Annotated in this window: 16 protein-coding genes; 8 read left to right on the forward strand and 8 right to left on the reverse strand. The window is 49.3% G+C overall.

Going from position 1 to position 17875, the window contains the following annotated elements; translation table 11 throughout:
• Nucleotides 1–15 precede the first annotated feature (15 nt).
• The 4 genes from cimA (at nucleotide 16) to H6G00_RS03840 (ending at nucleotide 4781) form a co-directional block, all read left to right on the forward strand.
• On the forward strand, nucleotides 16–1650 hold the full coding sequence (gene cimA / locus H6G00_RS03825; RefSeq protein WP_190795695.1) for a citramalate synthase: 1635 nt from the start codon (nucleotides 16–18) through the stop codon (nucleotides 1648–1650).
• Between the two features lie 157 nt (nucleotides 1651–1807).
• On the forward strand, nucleotides 1808–3859 hold the full coding sequence (locus tag H6G00_RS03830; RefSeq protein WP_190795696.1) for an FAD-dependent oxidoreductase: 2052 nt from the start codon (nucleotides 1808–1810) through the stop codon (nucleotides 3857–3859).
• 180 nt (nucleotides 3860–4039) lie between these two features.
• Entirely contained in the window at nucleotides 4040–4366 is a 327-nt protein-coding gene (gene clpS, locus H6G00_RS03835) for an ATP-dependent Clp protease adapter ClpS (protein ID WP_190795697.1), read from the forward strand.
• Between the two features lie 124 nt (nucleotides 4367–4490).
• Nucleotides 4491–4781 carry a DUF2103 domain-containing protein gene (locus H6G00_RS03840; protein WP_190642291.1) on the forward strand — a complete coding sequence of 97 codons (291 nt, stop codon included), beginning with the start codon at nucleotides 4491–4493 and terminating at the stop codon, nucleotides 4779–4781.
• A gap of 116 nt (nucleotides 4782–4897) precedes the next feature.
• Here H6G00_RS03840 and H6G00_RS03845 read toward each other — a convergent pair whose 3' ends face one another.
• The 7 genes from H6G00_RS03845 to H6G00_RS03875 form a co-directional block, all read right to left on the reverse strand.
• Complete coding sequence (locus H6G00_RS03845) at nucleotides 4898–5437, reverse strand: hypothetical protein (protein WP_190795698.1); 540 nt, start codon at nucleotides 5435–5437, stop codon at nucleotides 4898–4900.
• Nucleotides 5438–5473: 36 nt separating this feature from the next.
• Nucleotides 5474–6040 carry a Uma2 family endonuclease gene (locus tag H6G00_RS03850; RefSeq protein ID WP_190795699.1) on the reverse strand — a complete coding sequence of 189 codons (567 nt, stop codon included), beginning with the start codon at nucleotides 6038–6040 and terminating at the stop codon, nucleotides 5474–5476.
• 310 nt (nucleotides 6041–6350) lie between these two features.
• Nucleotides 6351–6554: a phycobilisome linker polypeptide gene (locus H6G00_RS03855; RefSeq protein WP_045054192.1), complete on the reverse strand. Its 204-nt coding sequence runs from the start codon at nucleotides 6552–6554 to the stop codon at nucleotides 6351–6353.
• 258 nt (nucleotides 6555–6812) lie between these two features.
• Nucleotides 6813–7298, reverse strand: coding sequence for an allophycocyanin subunit beta (gene apcB / locus H6G00_RS03860; RefSeq protein ID WP_190642227.1), 486 nt, complete (start codon nucleotides 7296–7298; stop codon nucleotides 6813–6815).
• A 48-nt stretch (nucleotides 7299–7346) separates the two neighbouring features.
• Nucleotides 7347–7832: an allophycocyanin subunit alpha gene (gene apcA / locus H6G00_RS03865; RefSeq protein WP_190642228.1), complete on the reverse strand. Its 486-nt coding sequence runs from the start codon at nucleotides 7830–7832 to the stop codon at nucleotides 7347–7349.
• A 193-nt stretch (nucleotides 7833–8025) separates the two neighbouring features.
• Nucleotides 8026–8241 carry a hypothetical protein gene (locus tag H6G00_RS03870; RefSeq protein WP_190795700.1) on the reverse strand — a complete coding sequence of 72 codons (216 nt, stop codon included), beginning with the start codon at nucleotides 8239–8241 and terminating at the stop codon, nucleotides 8026–8028.
• A gap of 312 nt (nucleotides 8242–8553) precedes the next feature.
• A complete protein-coding gene (locus H6G00_RS03875) occupies nucleotides 8554–11961 on the reverse strand; it encodes a phycobilisome rod-core linker polypeptide (RefSeq protein ID WP_190795701.1) in 3408 nt (1135 codons plus the stop codon).
• Between the two features lie 433 nt (nucleotides 11962–12394).
• Here H6G00_RS03875 and H6G00_RS03880 point away from each other — a divergent pair, with 433 nt between their 5' ends.
• A complete protein-coding gene (locus tag H6G00_RS03880; RefSeq protein ID WP_190795702.1) occupies nucleotides 12395–13654 on the forward strand; it encodes a class I SAM-dependent methyltransferase in 1260 nt (419 codons plus the stop codon).
• A 218-nt stretch (nucleotides 13655–13872) separates the two neighbouring features.
• Nucleotides 13873–14067, forward strand: coding sequence for a hypothetical protein (locus H6G00_RS03885; protein ID WP_190642231.1), 195 nt, complete (start codon nucleotides 13873–13875; stop codon nucleotides 14065–14067).
• A gap of 193 nt (nucleotides 14068–14260) precedes the next feature.
• Here the strand turns inward: H6G00_RS03885 and H6G00_RS03890 are convergent, their stop codons facing one another.
• Nucleotides 14261–15343, reverse strand: a complete 1083-nt coding sequence (locus H6G00_RS03890) for a DMT family transporter (protein WP_190795703.1) — start codon at nucleotides 15341–15343, stop codon at nucleotides 14261–14263.
• 173 nt (nucleotides 15344–15516) lie between these two features.
• On the opposite strand from H6G00_RS03890, the gene H6G00_RS03895 reads away from it, so the two are divergent.
• Entirely contained in the window at nucleotides 15517–16866 is a 1350-nt protein-coding gene (locus H6G00_RS03895) for a hypothetical protein (RefSeq protein ID WP_190795704.1), read from the forward strand.
• Nucleotides 16859–17689 carry a pentapeptide repeat-containing protein gene (locus H6G00_RS03900; RefSeq protein WP_190642234.1) on the forward strand — a complete coding sequence of 277 codons (831 nt, stop codon included), beginning with the start codon at nucleotides 16859–16861 and terminating at the stop codon, nucleotides 17687–17689. Before H6G00_RS03895 ends, H6G00_RS03900 begins: the two co-directional genes overlap by 8 nt.
• Nucleotides 17690–17875: the final 186 nt, after the last annotated feature.

Here is a 17875-nt window from a genome sequence, read left to right on the forward strand (position 1 = left end):
CCCACGCCTATACCCATGACTGAGACTTCTTCAAATCGGCTCTGGATCTACGACACAACTTTAAGAGATGGCGCTCAGCGTGAAGGGTTGGCACTTTCGCTCGAAGATAAATTGCGAATTGCTCACCAGCTTGATCGGTTGGGCGTTCCCTTTATAGAGGGTGGTTGGCCGGGAGCAAACCCCAAGGACGTGCAGTTTTTTTGGCAGCTTCAGGAAGAACCACTGACTCAAGCAGAAGTTGTGGCGTTTTGCTCGACTCGTCGTCCTGGTAAAGCCGCAGCCGATGACCCCATGCTTCAGCCCATTTTGGCTGCTGGAACGCGCTGGGTAACAGTATTCGGCAAATCCTGGGATATGCACGTAACGGAAGGGCTACAAACTAGCCTTGAAGAAAATTTGGCAATGATTCAGGACACAGTGGAATTTTTCCGCAGCCAGGAGCGACGGGTGATTTATGACGCGGAGCATTGGTTTGACGGCTACAAGCGCAACCCTGAGTACGCCCTGAAAACTTTGGCGGCGGCGATCGCAGGTGGCGCAGAATGGTTGGTTCTATGTGATACGAATGGCGGCACGCTTCCCCATGAAGTTGCTCAGGTGGTGCAAGCGGTGAAAGGGGCGATCGCTGCCTTCACCCCAAATCCTCCTCAAATCGGTATTCACACGCACAATGATTCTGGTACCGCTGTGGCGAACGCGATCGCCGCTGTGATGGAAGGCGCACAAATGGTACAGGGAACGATCAACGGCTATGGCGAACGCTGCGGCAATGCTAACCTTTGCACCCTGATTCCCAATCTGCAACTAAAGCTGGGTTACGACTGCGTTAGCCAAGCACAGCTTGCTCAACTCACTGACTCCAGTCGTCTAATTAGTGAAGTCGTGAACCTTGCCCCTGACGACCACGCTCCCTTTGTCGGCTTATCTGCCTTTGCCCACAAGGGCGGAATCCATGTCAGCGCAGTCGAGCGCAACCCGCTCACCTATGAACATATTCAGCCAGAGCTAATCGGCAACCGTCGTCGCATCGTTATCTCCGATCAAGCGGGGCTGAGCAATGTCTTGGCAAAAGCCCGTAGTTTTGGCATCAATTTAGACAAACAAGACCCCACCTGTCGCCAAATTTTACAGCGATTAAAAGCATTAGAGAGTGAAGGCTATCAGTTTGAGGCGGCTGAAGCTAGCTTTGAGCTCTTGATGCGAGAAGCGCTGGGCAAACGCGAGCCCTGGTTTGACCTGCGCGGATTTCAGGTGCATTCTGACATGACCTGTCACACCCAAAGCTGCCAAACCCATTCCCTCGCGACAGTGAGAGTGGCCGTCGGCAATCAAGAGCTACTCGAAGTTGCAGAAGGAAATGGTCCTGTTTCAGCGTTAGATGCCGCTCTACGGAAAGCTCTCATGAATTTCTACCCGGTCATTGCTGAGTTTCACCTGACTGACTATAAAGTGCGAATTTTAGACAGCACATTAGGCACCTCTGCTAAAACGCGGGTGCTGCTCGAATCCAGCAACGGGCAACAGCGTTGGACAACGGTAGGCGTTTCTCCGAACATTTTGGATGCCTCCTGTCAAGCAGTCGTTGAAGGATTGGAGTACGGCTTGCTGCTGCAAAACCAGGCAAAAACTGCACTGGAGATTGCAAATTAGATTGCAAATTAATTTTTTCTGGCAAAAGGAACTCTGAATTGCGATCGCCTCGTCAGGTCGTTCATTAGCATGAAGTCAATTGATACAGAAAGACTTAGCCTAGACAGTATTTCTGCGACTCTGACCCTCTCTACTGAACTTTAAGGTTTTTGGTGTGATGAAGCGATCGCCTAGTGTTTCTGGAAGCAAGCCTTCCTCCAATCGTAGTTTGAGCCGTTTACTCTTTAGTCTGCTCTTGCTACCTGCCTTTGCCCCCGCTGCATTTGCCGCCCCACCTCAACAGCCCGATCAAGAAGTTGCCTGTGAAATTTTAGTCGTGGGTGGAGGACTAGCCGGAGTTGCCACAGCCTACGAAGGTTTGTTGGCAGGACGTACCGTCTGCCTGACCGAAATTACTGACTGGCTGGGCGGACAAATTTCCTCTCAGGGAACTTCTGCCTTGGATGAGCGCACCACTCAACGGGCACAGTTGTTCTACTCACGCGGCTACCTGGAACTGCGCGATCGCATTGAAAGCCACTACAAACGGATGAATCCGGGTGAATGCTGGGTCAGCGAATCCTGCTTCTTTCCCTATGATGGCGACGAGATTTTGCAGGAAATGCTGGAAGATGCAGCCGATGAAGGCAATGGTAGATTGCGCTGGTTTCCTTCGACTGTCATTAAAGAAGTAGACATTGAAGGTGGGCAGATTCAAGGGGCGATCGCCATTCAACACAGCCCTGCCCCTGATGCGCCACCCCTCAACACCTTGCCGCTCTCTCAAACCATTGAAGACTCCTACCGCTACGAAGACTCTGATCAGTTTGAGAAAACCATTATTCGCTTTGTGCCTCAACCACCCGATCGGCGATCGGCAAACGCAAACCAAACTCGTCCCACAAATTGGTACGTCGTGGACGCGACTGAAACAGGAGAAATCATCGGGTTAGCAGACGTTCCCTATCGTCTGGGAATTGATGCCCTCTCCTATCGGGAGCCATCTTCCTCCAGTGCCGTCCAAGATCCGTACTGCCCTCAGGGGTTTACCTACACCTTTGCAATGGAGGCAACCCAAGAACCGCAGACCCATGAGATGCCTTCCTTCTACCCGCAGTACGAGCCTTACTACAGCTATGAATTGCCTCGCCTCGCTAACTTTGGGCTGGTATTTAACTACCGCCGCATCTACGATGCCCGACCCCGAACGCAGGGCAGCAGCTACCAATTTAGCCCCGGCGATATCTCCATGCAAAACTGGACTTGGGGAAATGACTATCGCCCCGGCACTGCTGAAGATAACTTGATCTACAGCCGTGACCAGCTAGAGGCAACCGGACAGCTTGAATCGGGCGGTTGGCTTGGCGGCTTGCGAAGCGAAACCTTGCGCCGAGGAGAAGAAAACGCTCTTGGCTATTTCTATTGGCTGGTAGAAGGGGAAACCGATTCGCAACTTGGTGAGGGTGTAAAGCAACCTGACCCTAACCACCGCTACCTGTCCGGGTTGGACTCGCCCATGGGAACCGCCCACGGATTGTCAAAATATCCTTACATGCGAGAAGGTCGGCGGATTTTAGGACGACCTGCACCTGGATATCCAAACGGATTCTCGATTACGGAAATCGATATTTCTCGCCGGGACTACGCCGACGAATATTACCGTGAGGCACTGCCTCCAGCCATGTACCGCAGTCTGAGAACGGCACTGGCAGGGCTGGAAGCAACTGCTGTGGTGGGAGGAGTGCGATCGCCTGACGACACCGCTCGACGCACCCGTTCTACCATCTACCCTGATGCAGTCGGAATTGGGCACTATGCGATTGACTTTCACCCCTGCATGGCGTTAACTCCACCAGAGCAACCTGCTAACTATGAGCGTCCGGGTGAGCGGAGAGGCGCAGGACAGGCCTATCCTTTCCAAATTCCCTTGCGATCGCTGATTCCCCAGGAGATTGACAACCTACTGGTTGCTGGAAAGAGCATTGCCACCAGCCACATCGCGGCGGCAGCTTATCGAGTGCATTCGTTTGAATGGTCATCGGGTGCCGCCGTCGGCAACGTGGTGGACTTTGCTCTCGACCGAGGCGTGTTGCCCTACGAACTGGTGGATCAAATTCCGCTGAGAGAACCTTTGCTGGAAGAGTTTCAGCAACGCTTACAGCGTCAGGGCAATCCCACAGCTTTCCCTAACACTTCAATCTTTAATGAAGATTGGGAGGAATGGCAATAATTGCTAAGTCATGCAGAATCATGTTGCCCGTACTGTGGATGACATGATTCTGTGCGTCTGACAAATTGGGGTTAAATTCACATCAGAACTTGTGATGCATCTTGCTGTCAGCAGTTAGACTGGTGGGGTAAAGTTTGCTTAACGCATACTTTTGTTAACTTCTCCCAGTAGCTAATGCTTATGGTGACGGCACTTCCACAAGTTCCTCATGCAATGGCAACTGCACCGGTTGTAACGCCTGATCGCACCAGCCAGACGGTTCGAAAAACATACCCCAACTACAAAGTGATTGTGTTGAACGACGATTTCAACACGTTTCAGTATGTAGCAGAGTGTTTGGTGAAATACGTTCCCAACATGACGGGCGATCGCGCCTGGGAACTGACCCACCAGATTCATAATGAGGGACAGGCGGTCGTTTGGGTGGGGCCACAAGAGCAAGCCGAACTCTATCACGTCCAGCTTCAACGAGCGGGGCTAACAATGGCTCCTTTAGAAGCGGCCTGAGTAACGGCGTTGATTTAGGAACTTTAGAGGGCATCGCTTAACAAAGGGATGCCCTTTAATTTTGGCGGTGCAACTAGGTAGAAAGCCCTACACTAAAGAGGCAGGCGATCGCACCCTCAACCTCATGCCCAAACCCGACAGTGGCAGACTCGTTTGGAATCATTCAACTCACCTTCCCGGACTCATCCCAATATTAGAACGCCTGACCCAAGAACCCGGCATTCAAACGATTACTCCCGCTGTCATTGGCAGTGTTAGATCCAATTCACCCAACCTGAAGCTGAAGGTATCCGTTCCCATTCGTGGTGGCTTCAAACTCATTGCCCGCAAAGGAAAAACGGTGCAAGAGGTATTTATTTTAACCAGTTTGTCTCAGGAGGAACTGGAGGGGGCGATCGCCAAAGTCCTGCGTTAACCCTAAACACACATTCTTTAGGCAATGTAAACACGCGATCGCCACCTTCTGTAAAGACAGTGATTCATAGCGTCTTTGCAGAAGCGATCGCTTTCCTCCTGGCGTTTAGTAGAATATCAGGCGATATGTCTGCCGCATCTTTGGCATTCGTCATATCCTCGCCACTGTTCCAAATCACATTGGGAACAAATAACATAATCCGGAGCGGTGCTTGGAAGCACTATCTCAACACCTATTGTCTTTGTTACTACAATCGAACGGAATGCCAAAAATAAATAAACCCAAACTAGATAGATCAGGGCATTCAGCCATAACCCAAGAGACAGTATTCGTTGAGCTTCTGTGATTAAGACGAAGGACAGAGACAAAAATAATGCTGTCCAAAAAATACTTAAACCCTGTTTCTGAGAATTCCATGCCCAGAGGGACACACAACCGGGATAGGGTTTGAGGATGAGAAAAAGAATCAGAATAATGACAGGCAGGGCAGGGATTGCCCCAATTTGACCGATTGAAAGTGCGATAGATTGCCCATCGGTATAGGTGGGAAGTTTACTGACTGCTTCGAAATATGGGTCAATCAGGTAAAACCAACCTACTAGCCAAAGCCCAATAGGAAGAACGTAGAGTGGTAGTGCAAATGGGGGAGTGACCATGAAGTTTCTCATTGCAATACCTGATCTGTGTCCTACTCACTCTGCTTGCATCTTCAACCAGCTAAATAACTGTTTTGCTGTCAGGTCTAACTCAACGCCCTCTAGAACAACCAATTTGTCGTCTTGATGAAATAGCTCTGGTTGTTGCTGCGGCTGAAACACAAGAATTGAACGATCATCAAGGTCAATTAACCAACCAAGCTGACAATCATGCTTTAAGCAGTGCAAAATGTTGCCTGTAACCCGATTGGAACTTTGATCGGGTGAAAGGATTTCAATCGTCCAGTCAGGAGCAGCAAAGACGTTGTCTACAGGTTCTCCATCTTCATCAAGCTCAATGTTCTGACAACGAAATACCGCTATGTCTGGAACAATGGAGCGATCGCCAAAAGTACAGCACAACTCTGGAAAAGCATAAGCAATTTGCTGTGCCTCCGTGACTTTATTGATCGCATCAATCAATTTGCCTTGAAGTCTTGAGTAGCACGCCTTTGGCATTGTTTTTTGAATGACTTCCCCATCAGTATATTCACTAGCAGGCTTTGTTTCTGGTAATTTCAGAAACTCCTCTAGAGTTAGAGATGCAGGTTTCACAACAGTCATACCTCTTACCGTTATGAAATCGGTTGGGTCTAGTTTAGCAATCATTGTATTTTTTATTGATATGGCGCTGGTCACGAAAGTCAAGACAGAAAAAAGAGGGGTGGGCAAAGCCCATGCCCCTTTTTCTGTCCTAACCTGTATGGATAAAGCTATACATTGACAGGCTAAACCAATAAAAAAGAGGTCTTACGACCTCTTAAACATTCAGCAGAGTATTGAATATTGAAAGCTTTAATAGCGACCTTTAGGCTTAGCAGTGGTGATGAGAGACTGCTTCAAGCCTTCAGATAGGCTCAAGTCCCTTTAGTCACTAGGCTAGTCCCGTGTTCATTCCAGGCTTACCCGTTGCCAACTCGACCTTGACGATCTTTCCGCCCATTTTCATAATCCGCTGCTGTTCGCGGAACCAGTTGTCATAGGGAACCAACTTGGTGAAGTAAGTATTTTGCAGTTCACGCTGAGTCCGAATTCGGGTTTGGCTGGGAACGCAAGCAGTGACTTTGAACATCCGCATGGGTCAATTTCTCCTAGATAAGCTTGAGAATTTTGAATCTCAATCAGAACCACAACGCCAAAATTTTTGATTGATATATCAAGTTAATTGCTTGAGGGCTGGAAGTCGAGAGCCAATCTTAAATCGTCACAGCCAGTGATGAAATAGCCATTGACCATCTAACACTCGCTCCAGATCTCCCAGACCTCAATGTGAGTTTGAGTTTTGAGTTTTGAGTTTTAACCAACTCACTACTCATCATCCATAACTCGTAACTGACTAGCTCAAGCCAGAGCTGATGTAGTCGAGGTAAACACCCATTTCTTTACCTGCATCTGCACCAACCAAGCTAGCGGTGACTTCCTTCATTGCTTGGATTGCTTGCACAGTAGCAGCGATGGGTACACCCAGAGAGTTGTAGGTCTCTTTCAAACCGTTCAGCACACGCTCATCCAGGATGGAAGGATCACCAGCCAGCATTGCGTAAGTGCCATAGCGGAGGTAGTAGTCCAAGTCGCGGATGCAAGCAGCATAGCGACGGGTGGTGTACATGTTGCCGCCGGGACGGGTGATGTCAGAGTACAGCAGAGACTTAGCAACTGCTTCTTTGACGATCGCAGAAGCGTTAGCGCTGATGGTGGTTGCCGCACGAACGCGCAGTTCACCAGTTTGGAAGTAAGCCTTGAGCTTTTCCAGAGCAGCGGTGTCTAGGTACTTGCCCTGAACGTCGGAGGAATTGATAACAGAAGTAATTGCGTCTTGCATGATCTTGATTCCTTAAAAATGGTCATTAAGTGAGGGACAAATGTACCCTTACTGCATTGCGCCAATCACGTAGTCGAAGTAGGAGCCTGCTTCAGAAGCATCTTCGCCAGACATCATGGAGGTTGCTGCGTTCTTCATTGCCCGCACACCTTCTGCCACAGCTTCGATGGGGGTGCCCAGAGACTTGTACATCTCGCGCACGCCAACGATACCGATTTCTTCGATAGGGGTGACATCACCAGCAACGATGCCGTAGGTCACGAGACGCAGGTAGTAGTCGAGGTCACGCAGGCAGGTAGCAGTCATCTCTTCACCGTAAGCGTTTCCACCAGGAGAAACAACGTCAGGGCGCTTTTGGAAAAGCTGGTCGCCTGCTTGCTTCACGATGCGCTCACGAGACTCGGTCAAAACTTGAGCAATCCGTAGACGGCGCTCACCAGAAGTAACAAAGCCCTTGATCCGATCTAGCTCACCAGGGCTGAGATAGCGTGCCTCAGCATCGGCATTCACGATTGACTTCGTGACAATACTCATTGATGGATTCCTCCGAAAAGCAAAATGTAACCGGATGTGTTTAAACCAACGTTCACGATTGAACGACTTAAGCCTTGAAACAAAGAGCCTCCAGGTTGAGCAGCTTTTAACCACTGCCTGGATGTGCATTTTTCACTCTACCCTAAGAGGCTTGATTACGCTTTAACGCGATCGCCCTCTTAAAAGTTCAGGCTCAAGTTGCGGTACCGCAAATATTTTCGGGCATAGGGTTCACATTCTTAGTGGACTCGCAATATTTTGTAATATTCACACTCATGTTTACTCTCGCTGGATCTTCGGGCATTTTGGCAGAATAAACATTAAGAAAAATTGCAATGCTTTGAGCAAAAGAGCAGGGAGGGGCGATCGCCCCTCCCTCTCCCAACCAATTTCGAAAATTTCTCAGCACAAATTTTTGGCTGTCCTTCAGTTCTACAGCCAAGCTCAAATTTATGTCCAATTCAGACTTACATGGAAATGTTATGAGTTGCCCACGCAAACCCAACAAAGTGCTTCTTGATACAAGAAGTCAGAGGGGTTAGCCCTATGCTGCATTCAATCGAGTCACAAGGTCGAGTCACCACCACTTGATGACGACTGGGGCGCCCGGAAGGAGTGCCCCTTTTTGCGCTTTATTTGCGACTCAAAGCACAGATAGGTTTAGGAAGTCTATTCACCTGTAGGAGTGTTTTTGAAACACCCCTACAAGATTTAAGCTCCTCTAGCTAGACTGCCCTGTCAGGTAAGAAGGCGACAGGTCAGACCAAGACTGCTTCACCAAGTCCGCGTCTGCCTTGACGCTACCAATGTAGTTGCCAGCTGGCAGCGAGGGGAAGCGCTTATAAGGCACTACATCCTCGCCAAAGTAGCGGGCATACTCAGGGCTATCCACCATCGCCTCAACTGCCGCCTTCAAACCTTGGTCAGCCAACAGCTTGTTGTACTGGCGGATTTCAGCCTGAGTTGCTGGCGCACGTCCTAGTAAGTGACGGAACAGGAATTCAATCACCTTGGTGTTGGGGTAGGGCGTGTAAAAACGACGACGGTAGATGTCAGAGCTAGCCAGAGTGCGAACAAATTCGCGCACTGAGATTTCGCTATTGCGGAGTTTGCTCTCCAGGTCAGAGCGGCGGAACTCTCCCGGCACCTGTCCGCTAAACACATCCAACACTTGACAGTAGATGGAGTTAATCACCAGCATCGTTTCGTCCTGACCCATACCAGGATTCATCCGATAGATGCGAGCTGGCTTACGGCGAGATGTACCAACACCCACCTCAACCGACTGACCATCACCATTGGTAAATGAGCGACCCAGTTCAATGAACTTAGGCTTGCTCAAGTCCATCTTACGAGCCTGAATTGCCATATCCGCCATAGCCAACCCCATCAGCGGCAGCTTGGTGTTGTCCATGCGGGACTTGACTGGCTCAAAGCTGGGCACCACCAGGTCATCATTTTGCTTGGTGAGTTGGTTATACAACCGCTCTGTGTTGGGGAAATTCGCTGCAGGCAAGGTGGGGAAGCGACGGTAAGGCACCGTATCTTCGCCAAATACCTGAGCATATTCCATGCTGTTGACCATCGCCCCAATAAAGCCCTTCAGCCCGGACGAAGCCAAAATTTGGTTATACTTGCGAATCTCTGCCTGATCTTGAGGCGCACGTCCAAGGAAGTGCTTGGTACCCAATTCGATCACTTTGGTGTTGGGATAGGGCGTATAGAACTGCTTAAGGTACAGGTCAGAAATGCCCAGCCCTTCAATAAACTCCTTCACGTTGATTTCGTTGTTTCCGAGCTTACTTTCTAGCTCAGAGAAATCATTCTTGAGGATGTAGGGTTCAATATCGCGCTCAAAGACTTGCCGATAAGCAGCACGAACCACCGTCTGCAACTGAGTTTTATCTTCAGTGCTAGTGAGTTTGAACTGTTTAGTCTGTTCACGCCGCTTGTTGACCCCTTGCAGAGAGCGGAACTGAACATCAGGCTCAGAGCGGTTTTCCTTGACTTGACCCAATTCTACAAAGCGAGGTGTTTCTTCCTGATCAACTCGCAGTCCTTTCTCATTGATGCTGCCAACTCGGTTAGTCCGGAGTGCTAGACCGCCAGGAGTGAGGTAGCGCTCGTAGGGAACCGTGTCTTCACCGAAGGTTTCGTTGTACTCAAGGCTGTCAATGATCTCATCTACAACCGCATAGAAACCTTTCTTGGAGGCGATATCGAAGTATTTGTTAATTTCCTGGCGTCCGTAGGTTGGGCGACCCAAGAGACGACGGTGGATGTATTCGATCGCCTTGGTCACATACAGCGAAGTCCAGTAGAGCTTACGGAATAGGTCAGACTTGGCAAGCTGACGGACAAACTCACGGACTGTAGTCTCGCCATTCTCTAGCTTGATCTCAGAAACCTTGAGTCGCTGCCCCTCATATACATCGCGCCCAAAGACCTGAAGGTAAGCTGCCCGAATGACAGCTTGAGTCGAGCTTTCCGAGAATTTAACGCTGATGCCCTGTGTGTTGGTCGTGCGTCTGCCCGTTTGGAGTCCAGTAAAGCTGGGAATCTGGTCATACTTGAACACCTTTGGACCCAACGAACCAGGTGCAACACCTCTAGCGCCAGGATTGCTTAACTGGTTGTTGATGCCTGCGCCCCGGTTAATCAAAATCCGGCGAGTATCTTTGCCAAAAGGCGCGGGGTTACTGCTGGGATTCTTGTTTTCTTTGGGGAAGATTGCGCCAAATTGAATCTCCAACGGATCGTTGCCAGAACCGTAGGGGTGTTGATCAGGCAGCGGCTGCTCGTAGGCAGCAAAGGTAGTAATAAACTGAGGCACCTTGCGGAAAGGAGCACTGTACTTAAACAGGTCTTGCTGAGGACCCCAGTTGCGGCACTCCTGTGCCTCTTGACCTAGACCACGCAGGTAAGGGACGGTTTCCTCACCGAAGTAGTCAGCGTATTCTTTGGAATCAACTAGCGCATCTACAAGAGCAGACAGACCACCGTTGGAAACGATGGAGAAGTACTTCTGCACTTCCTCGCGGGAGCTAGGCCCACGACCGAGGACATGACGGAATGCCAGTTCTAAAGCGCGGCTGTTGATATAGGGTTCAAAAAAGTTTTTACGATAAAGCGGCGATTTGGCAAGGCGACGAATAAACTCCTTCATGGAGATTTCGCCGTTTTTCACCTTTGATTCCAAATCAGAAATGGAGAGTGAATAGGCGCGGGTAATGTCGCGCTCAAACACCTGACGATAGGCAGCTTTGACGACATCGTTCTTCTCGGTGGAAGAAAGTCCCGGCTTCATGGCGTACTTAGGCCGACGCTCGGCAGCGTTGAAGTAAATCTGCGGCAGCTCTAAGCCTTGCAAGTCACCAGAAGGACGCTGACGCAGTTTGTTAGAGGGGGTTGGCGCTCTAAATTCAGTGATCAGAACGTCAAAGTATTGGCTGACGATCGCTTCTGCATCACTGTCTTTGCGGAAGTAGCCGACCGCAGCCTGCTTCATCTCTTGCAGTGCGACAATCGTAGCTTCGCCAGAGCAAGCATTCTCGATAATCTCCCGCAAACCTCGGACGTTTACCGAGATGATGTTGGGGTCGCCTGCAACGATCGCATAAGTGACATAGCGTAAGAACCAGCTTAAATCGCGCAGAGACTTCTGCATGTTGCTGGGACCATAGCGAGCCACGTTGATAGGACGGAATCCGGCTGGGGTTGGACCGCCGCCTGAGGCGCTAAAGAGCGATCGCAATCCTTCTAGAAAACCGCCTCGGCTTTCCACATAGGTCGCGGTTCCCAGTTCCATTGCCCGTTTTACGTCCAGCCCTGCTTCTGCGGTGGCAAAGCTTTCTACAGGAATTCTGGGCTTTTCCAGATAAGCCATCGGGGAGCCACCGACGAAGATGCGGTTGGCAGCGCGCGAGACGATTAGCTCTGAGTTTTGCGTGATCGTTTGGGCAATATCCAGGCGCTTAATTCCTGAACTGAAATAGCTAGACAATTCACCCAGTTCTCCTCGCCCCAAGAAGCGATCTTGCTGTTCAGCCTGAGAAATTGTTGAAACGGGTAGGGTTTGGTATAGCTGCGGACGCGCAACAGAGCTTCCACCACTTGCCTTTACACTCATTGGATTTCAAAAGCTCCCTATCAATTGGATTGCATGTAATTACATGAGACCTGCCCAAAGCCCGATTGGATGAATATTTGTCGGGTGAATAATTCCAGATTGCTCTTGCATCAAGCGGCTTCCGGTCAAAAATCCACCAACGGCTGCCCAGGGTCAACTCGATCAGTTTTTAGATTAAAACGTTTCGGGGTTACAACATCGCTTTATTAAAAAGTGTGTAGCATTCCCAAAGGAGATTGCGTAGTCATTACAAAGGCAATCATAGAGGATCGCGGTAAGGAAGCTGAGAAAAAATTTAAGTTCTGTTACTTTCTCAAAACCAAGAATTTGCAAAACTCCTAAAAGTAACGTGATGGGCTGTACAAAATTGCTGCCCGACAACCTTACGAGTAGAACATTCGGTAAACTCTAGGTTGCTGCAATTTTGTCCATTATGTTAGATTCTCAGCCCTCCTCTCAACTACCTGCTCAAACTGCCTCTCAGACCGTCAGTGCTGCCGTTGCAAAACTTTATGACACTTACCCCTTTCCACCAGAGCCATTGCTCGACGCTCCACCTCCAGGCTTTAACTGGCGCTGGGATTGGTTAGCCGCTTACAACTTTTGCACCGGACAAAAACCTATTAAGCAAAACATTCGCATTCTGGACGCGGGCTGTGGAACAGGAGTAGGTACGGAGTATCTGGTTCACCTTAACCCTTCAGCACAGGTGGTAGGAATTGACCTGAGTGCGGGAGCACTGGCAGTGGCAAAAGAGCGCTGTCAAAAGTCAGGCGTTGCAGCAGCAAATTCTGAAACTAACAGAGTTGAGTTTCACCATCTCAGTCTCTATGATGCTGACCAACTTGAAGGTGAGTTTGACCTGATTAACTGCGTCGGTGTGCTGCACCATTTGCCTGACCCAATTCGTGGAATTCAGTCTCTCGCGAAGAAACTGGCTCCCGGTGGGCTGATGCACATTTTTGTCTATGGCGAATTGGGCCGCTGGGAAATCAAGCTGATGCAGCAGGCGATCGCCCTCCTCCAGGGGGACCAGCGAGGTGATTACCGGGACGGCGTACAGCTTGGACGGAAAATCTTCTCAGCACTGCCCGAAAACAATCGATTGGTCAAGCGGGAACAAGAGCGCTGGTCCCTAGAAAATCAGCGAGATGAATGCTTTGCTGATATGTACGTGCATCCCCAAGAAATCGACTACAACATTGACACCTTATTCGAGCTAATCGATGCGTCTGGGCTAGAGTTCATCGGCTTTTCTAATCCTCGCGTCTGGAAGCTAGAGCGGCTATTGGGCAAAGTGCCGGAATTGATAGAGCGATCGCAAGGTTTGAGCGATCGCCAACTCTATCGCCTTATTGAACTGCTCGACCCGGAAACCATTACTCACTACGAATTTTTCTTAGGGCGAAACCCTTTACCTAAAAACGACTGGTCATCTGATCAGGCAGTTTTAGCCGCCATTCCAGAACGGAGCCCATGTATGGACGGGTGGGATAGCCGCTGTTTGTTTAATTATGATTACCAGATCATTAATCTGGCTGAAAATGAATGGCAGTTTCTTAAGGCTTGCGATCGCAACGCAGAGCAAGCTGAACAGCAAACTGTAGAACAGATTTTAGCCGAAGTGAATTTGGGAATAGAGGGGGTGCGATCGCTACTTGGTCAGCAGTTAATTTTGCTTACTCCTGCTTGAGGGTTTTTCTAGCCTTGCGTAGAAGATCGATGGAGTAATAGGGGAACAGTAGGGACAACGAAGCAAACTCTCCTTAACCTGCCCTCGGCTTTGCGAGAAGTTTACATAAATCAAAACAAAAACTGTATATCTTGATACTTTTTCTGAGAGGGCTTCATTACAATTAGTGAAACTACGGTTTTACGCAACCACAACGCAATTAACAGTAGAGGTCATTTATGGCAGAACTCACTTGTACTGTTCCTATCCCTCAAACCCCTCAAGAGTTGGAGCAGGCAATCCGCTATTACAGGACGAATGACTTAAGTAAAAACGATTTATTTTGCCACTGGCAGGCAATTCGTGATGCTTCCCTAGAGCAGCGTCTCCCGGAACCAGAAACAGTAGAAGTAGCAGGAGATGACAGCTACTAGAAGCTACTAGAAAGGATCGCTAGCCACTTAGCTTCGTCATAATCACAAAACTTAATACTCATTCCAAGAATTCGGACTACAGATGAAAGGGCACCCGCTCTAAGCTGTAGTCCATTTTCATTGGAGTGGTGTCGTGCAGCGAGCAAAAGCCCTTGATAGAAGCAATGCTATCCCGAACCAGAGCATAACAACTTTACGAGCTTTGATTTCGCGAATCTCGATTCATCGCTCCGGTGCCGATCGCCCCCACCCAAATTGTCACTAGCAAAATGCCAATTGCTTGAGCTTTGTCTTGTAACGTTTCTTGAATCAGCAGCCAGCCCAGCAGTGTTGTGAAAACGGGACCACTTGCGCTAATGATGGCAGCCTGGGCCGCGCCAACTCTGCGAATGCCGATGTTGTTGAGCAAAAAGCCTGCGATCGCCGTCAGTGCCAAAACAACGGTGCTTGCCCACAACCGTGACCACATCGTGGCATTGACAACAATTCTTAAGCTGGGCAGCGTAGCTGTCAGCCAGGGAATGAACGCGATCGCCCCAACCGTCAAGCTAGCCAGGAGCAGCATTATTACAAATACGCCGAGAGTAAAAGGCACCGGGTGTAGCCGAAAGCGCCGAGTGCAGATCTGAGTCAGAATTGTGTACGCCGCAAAGACAACTCCCGCAAGAGCCGCCATCGTTGCGCCCAGCCACACCTTATCTGTTGATTGTTCAGAACCGGGAATGGTGAGCAAACACCCGGCATAGATGGTGCCGACTGCTAAAGTTAGTAGGAAAGTGGGGCGATCGCCAAAACACCACCAGGCAAATAAAACGGTAACGGTCGGGTAGATAAAAAAGAGCGTTGTAGCAATTCCAGCAGGAATTACACTCAACGCCGTAAACATCAGTGGCAGGGACAAAAATAGCAAAAAACCGCTAGCTAAAACGCCCCCGATCAGGGCCGGGTTGCGCTCATTCAGTCGATTCTGGATATCCTTCCACAGTGGCGGATAAATCCAGGTGCCAATTCCAAATGCCATTAGTAGCACCACCACCACCATCCGCATCAGCAAAATGAGCAGCAAGTTGCCCACACTCGATTCAACAAATCCACCAAAGCTGATTCCCAGCACGGTTTGTTGACTCAACACGATTCTGACAACAATGTTTTGAAATGACAGTATTAGTGAGGATAGCAAGACGATGGCAGCGCCCTGTAGGTGAGGCGATCGCCCCCATCTATTCCAACCTTGAACAATTTGAACTAAAGTTTGAAGCTTATTCTTGGACTGCATGAGTAGCACCTGCAAAAGCAACAAACTTTGCGCTGCAATGGGGCAACTCCCAGCAACCCAATGCTGACGAGTGCAGACCATAAACAGGCAAAGTCCTACATACTAGCAAGACCACCCATAAATAAGACACACTAAGCTATAGATGTAGGTCATTCCACATAGGTGAGTGAATTGTGGGACGGACACAAACTTATAAAGATGTCAGTCTAGAACGTAGTCTAAAGCCCTCTAAAGCATTCCAAAAAGCTCATTTTTGGAATGCTTTAGAAAGGTCCAAATTCTCTATTTTGGGGAGTTTTGAGGACTACAAGGATTCGGCAGCGAAACCAGTAAAAGCTTTAAAGCACAGCCTGATCTTCTGGACTGGAGCGATCGCAGCCACATTTGTGCTTGGTCATGGAACTGCTGAGGCGATCGCCACCGAACTGTCCCAATCCAACCTGGTTACAACAGAGTCGGGTAATCCAAACAGTGCGCCCCTACAGATCACGCTAGAAAACTATCCCTCTTTTAATAGTCAGCGCCTCGACCAGCAATTGAGATTGTATGCCGATCATCTAAATACATTTGGCGTACCAGATATTCTCATTGTTGGCAGTTCTCGTGCTTTGCAAGGCGTTGACCCAGTGGCGCTGCAACAAGCTCTAACGGCACAGGGCTACCCGGAGCCCAATGTATTTAACTTCAGTATTAATGGGGCAACGGCTCAGGTAATTGGTGTGCTGCTGCGGCAAATTTTGACACCCGATCAATTGCCTCAACTGATTGTTTGGGCGGATGGCTCACGCGCGTTCAACAGCGGTCGAGCAGATATTACCTACAGCGGAATTTTGACATCCGAAGGCTACCGGATTTTAGAGACTGGGGTTCGCCCCATTCAGTCACCGCAGTCACAGAGCTCTCTCACAGCAGAGTGCCTCAGTACACCGCTAACCAATTACGCAAGTTGCGATCGCCCCTCCACTTCTGCTAATCTGCTTGACCTGCCGCCGATCTACCCGATTCTGCCGGAAGTAGTGAGCGATCGCCCTACTAGTGACTTGGACTCGACAGGTTTTCAGCCTGTTGCGGATCAGTTTAATCCAACTACTTACTATCGAGAATTTCCTAGAGTTGCGGGACAATATGACAGCAACTACATTCCCTTTGAGCTAGGTGGGGAACAGCAAGAAGCGACAATAGCGATCGCTAACTTCGCCCAGGCTCAACAAATTCCGCTCATCTTTGTCAACCTGCCCCTGACGCGCGACTATCTCGACCCTGCCCGCCAAACCTATGAAGACCAGTTTCGACAACACATGCAGCAGTTAGCGGCGAGAGCAGGATTTATTTTTCACGATCTCAGTCAGCAGCAAGAGCTAATGCAAAACGAGTATTTCGCTGATCCTAGTCACCTCAACCGCTATGGCGCGAGTGCCGTTGCAGCTCGGCTTGCTGCCGATCCGACGATTCCCTGGGCATTCCTGCTATCGGTTGGGGTAGGGACGGCAGATGCAGACGGGACAGAGGCAATTTATGAGTGAAGACTCACAAGAGCAACGTTACCAGTGGCTACGGCAAACTCAAGCTTGGATTGTCGATTGGCTAATTCGCATTCCAACGTCGCTCGAAGTGCTTTTCCTAATTGGGATGATTCGTCTGTTTGACTTGACCCCAATCGGCAGAGCATTTTTAGAATGGTTGAGCATCAGGAGTTTCCTCGAAATCATCGAGGGAATCAGTGTACTGGTGGCAGTATTTATCTACATCAAAGAAACTCCAGAGCGGCAAAAGCGATCGCATTACGAAGCCTGGAAAGTCATTGATGCAGCCTATGGCAGAAAAAACAGCTATGCCCGCATTCAAGCACTACAAGACCTGAACGAAGATGGCATCAGTCTCAAAGGGCTAGACATGCCCAGAGCGGAGTTGCGTGAAATTAATTTGAGAAAGGCAAACTTGCTAGGGGCTAACTTTCAAAAAGCTGACTTGCTTGAAGCGAACCTTTACAAAGCTGATTTGAGAGCTGCTAATTTGCAGCGATCCAATTTGCAGCGGGCGAACTTGAAAAAAGCTGACTTGCGAGCAGCAAATCTGTTAGAGGCAAATCTACTCGGAGCTGATTTCCAGGAAGCAAACCTCAAGGGGGCTGAGCTTCAGGGCGCAAAATTGCGGGCAGTAAACTTTAAGGATGCAAGCTTGTTGGGAGCAAATCTGCTCAATGCAGACCTACGAATTGCTGAGCACCTTACCCTGACGCAAGTTAAAGCTGCCCGTAACTGGGAACAAGCACTTTATGATGATGACTTTGCGCTTCAGCTAGAGCTAACCCCTGCCGCACCTTCTACCCAAATTACTCAACTTTAGGGGGTCTTAGCCTTCTAGACCAATTCATCCTGAACGTTATAGTTTTTAGTTGTTAACAGTGTTGGATGCTTGCTTGAAACTATTAATACATCTCAATGTGGTGAATTGAAGCTGAGGCGATCGCTAAATCTGTTAAACAGGGTTGAACTTTTTGAAGTATCAAAGCGCATTTGAAACAGCGAGTTA

This window comes from Leptolyngbya sp. FACHB-541, assembly GCF_014695875.1.
GTDB lineage: Bacteria > Cyanobacteriota > Cyanobacteriia > Elainellales > Elainellaceae > JAAUTN01.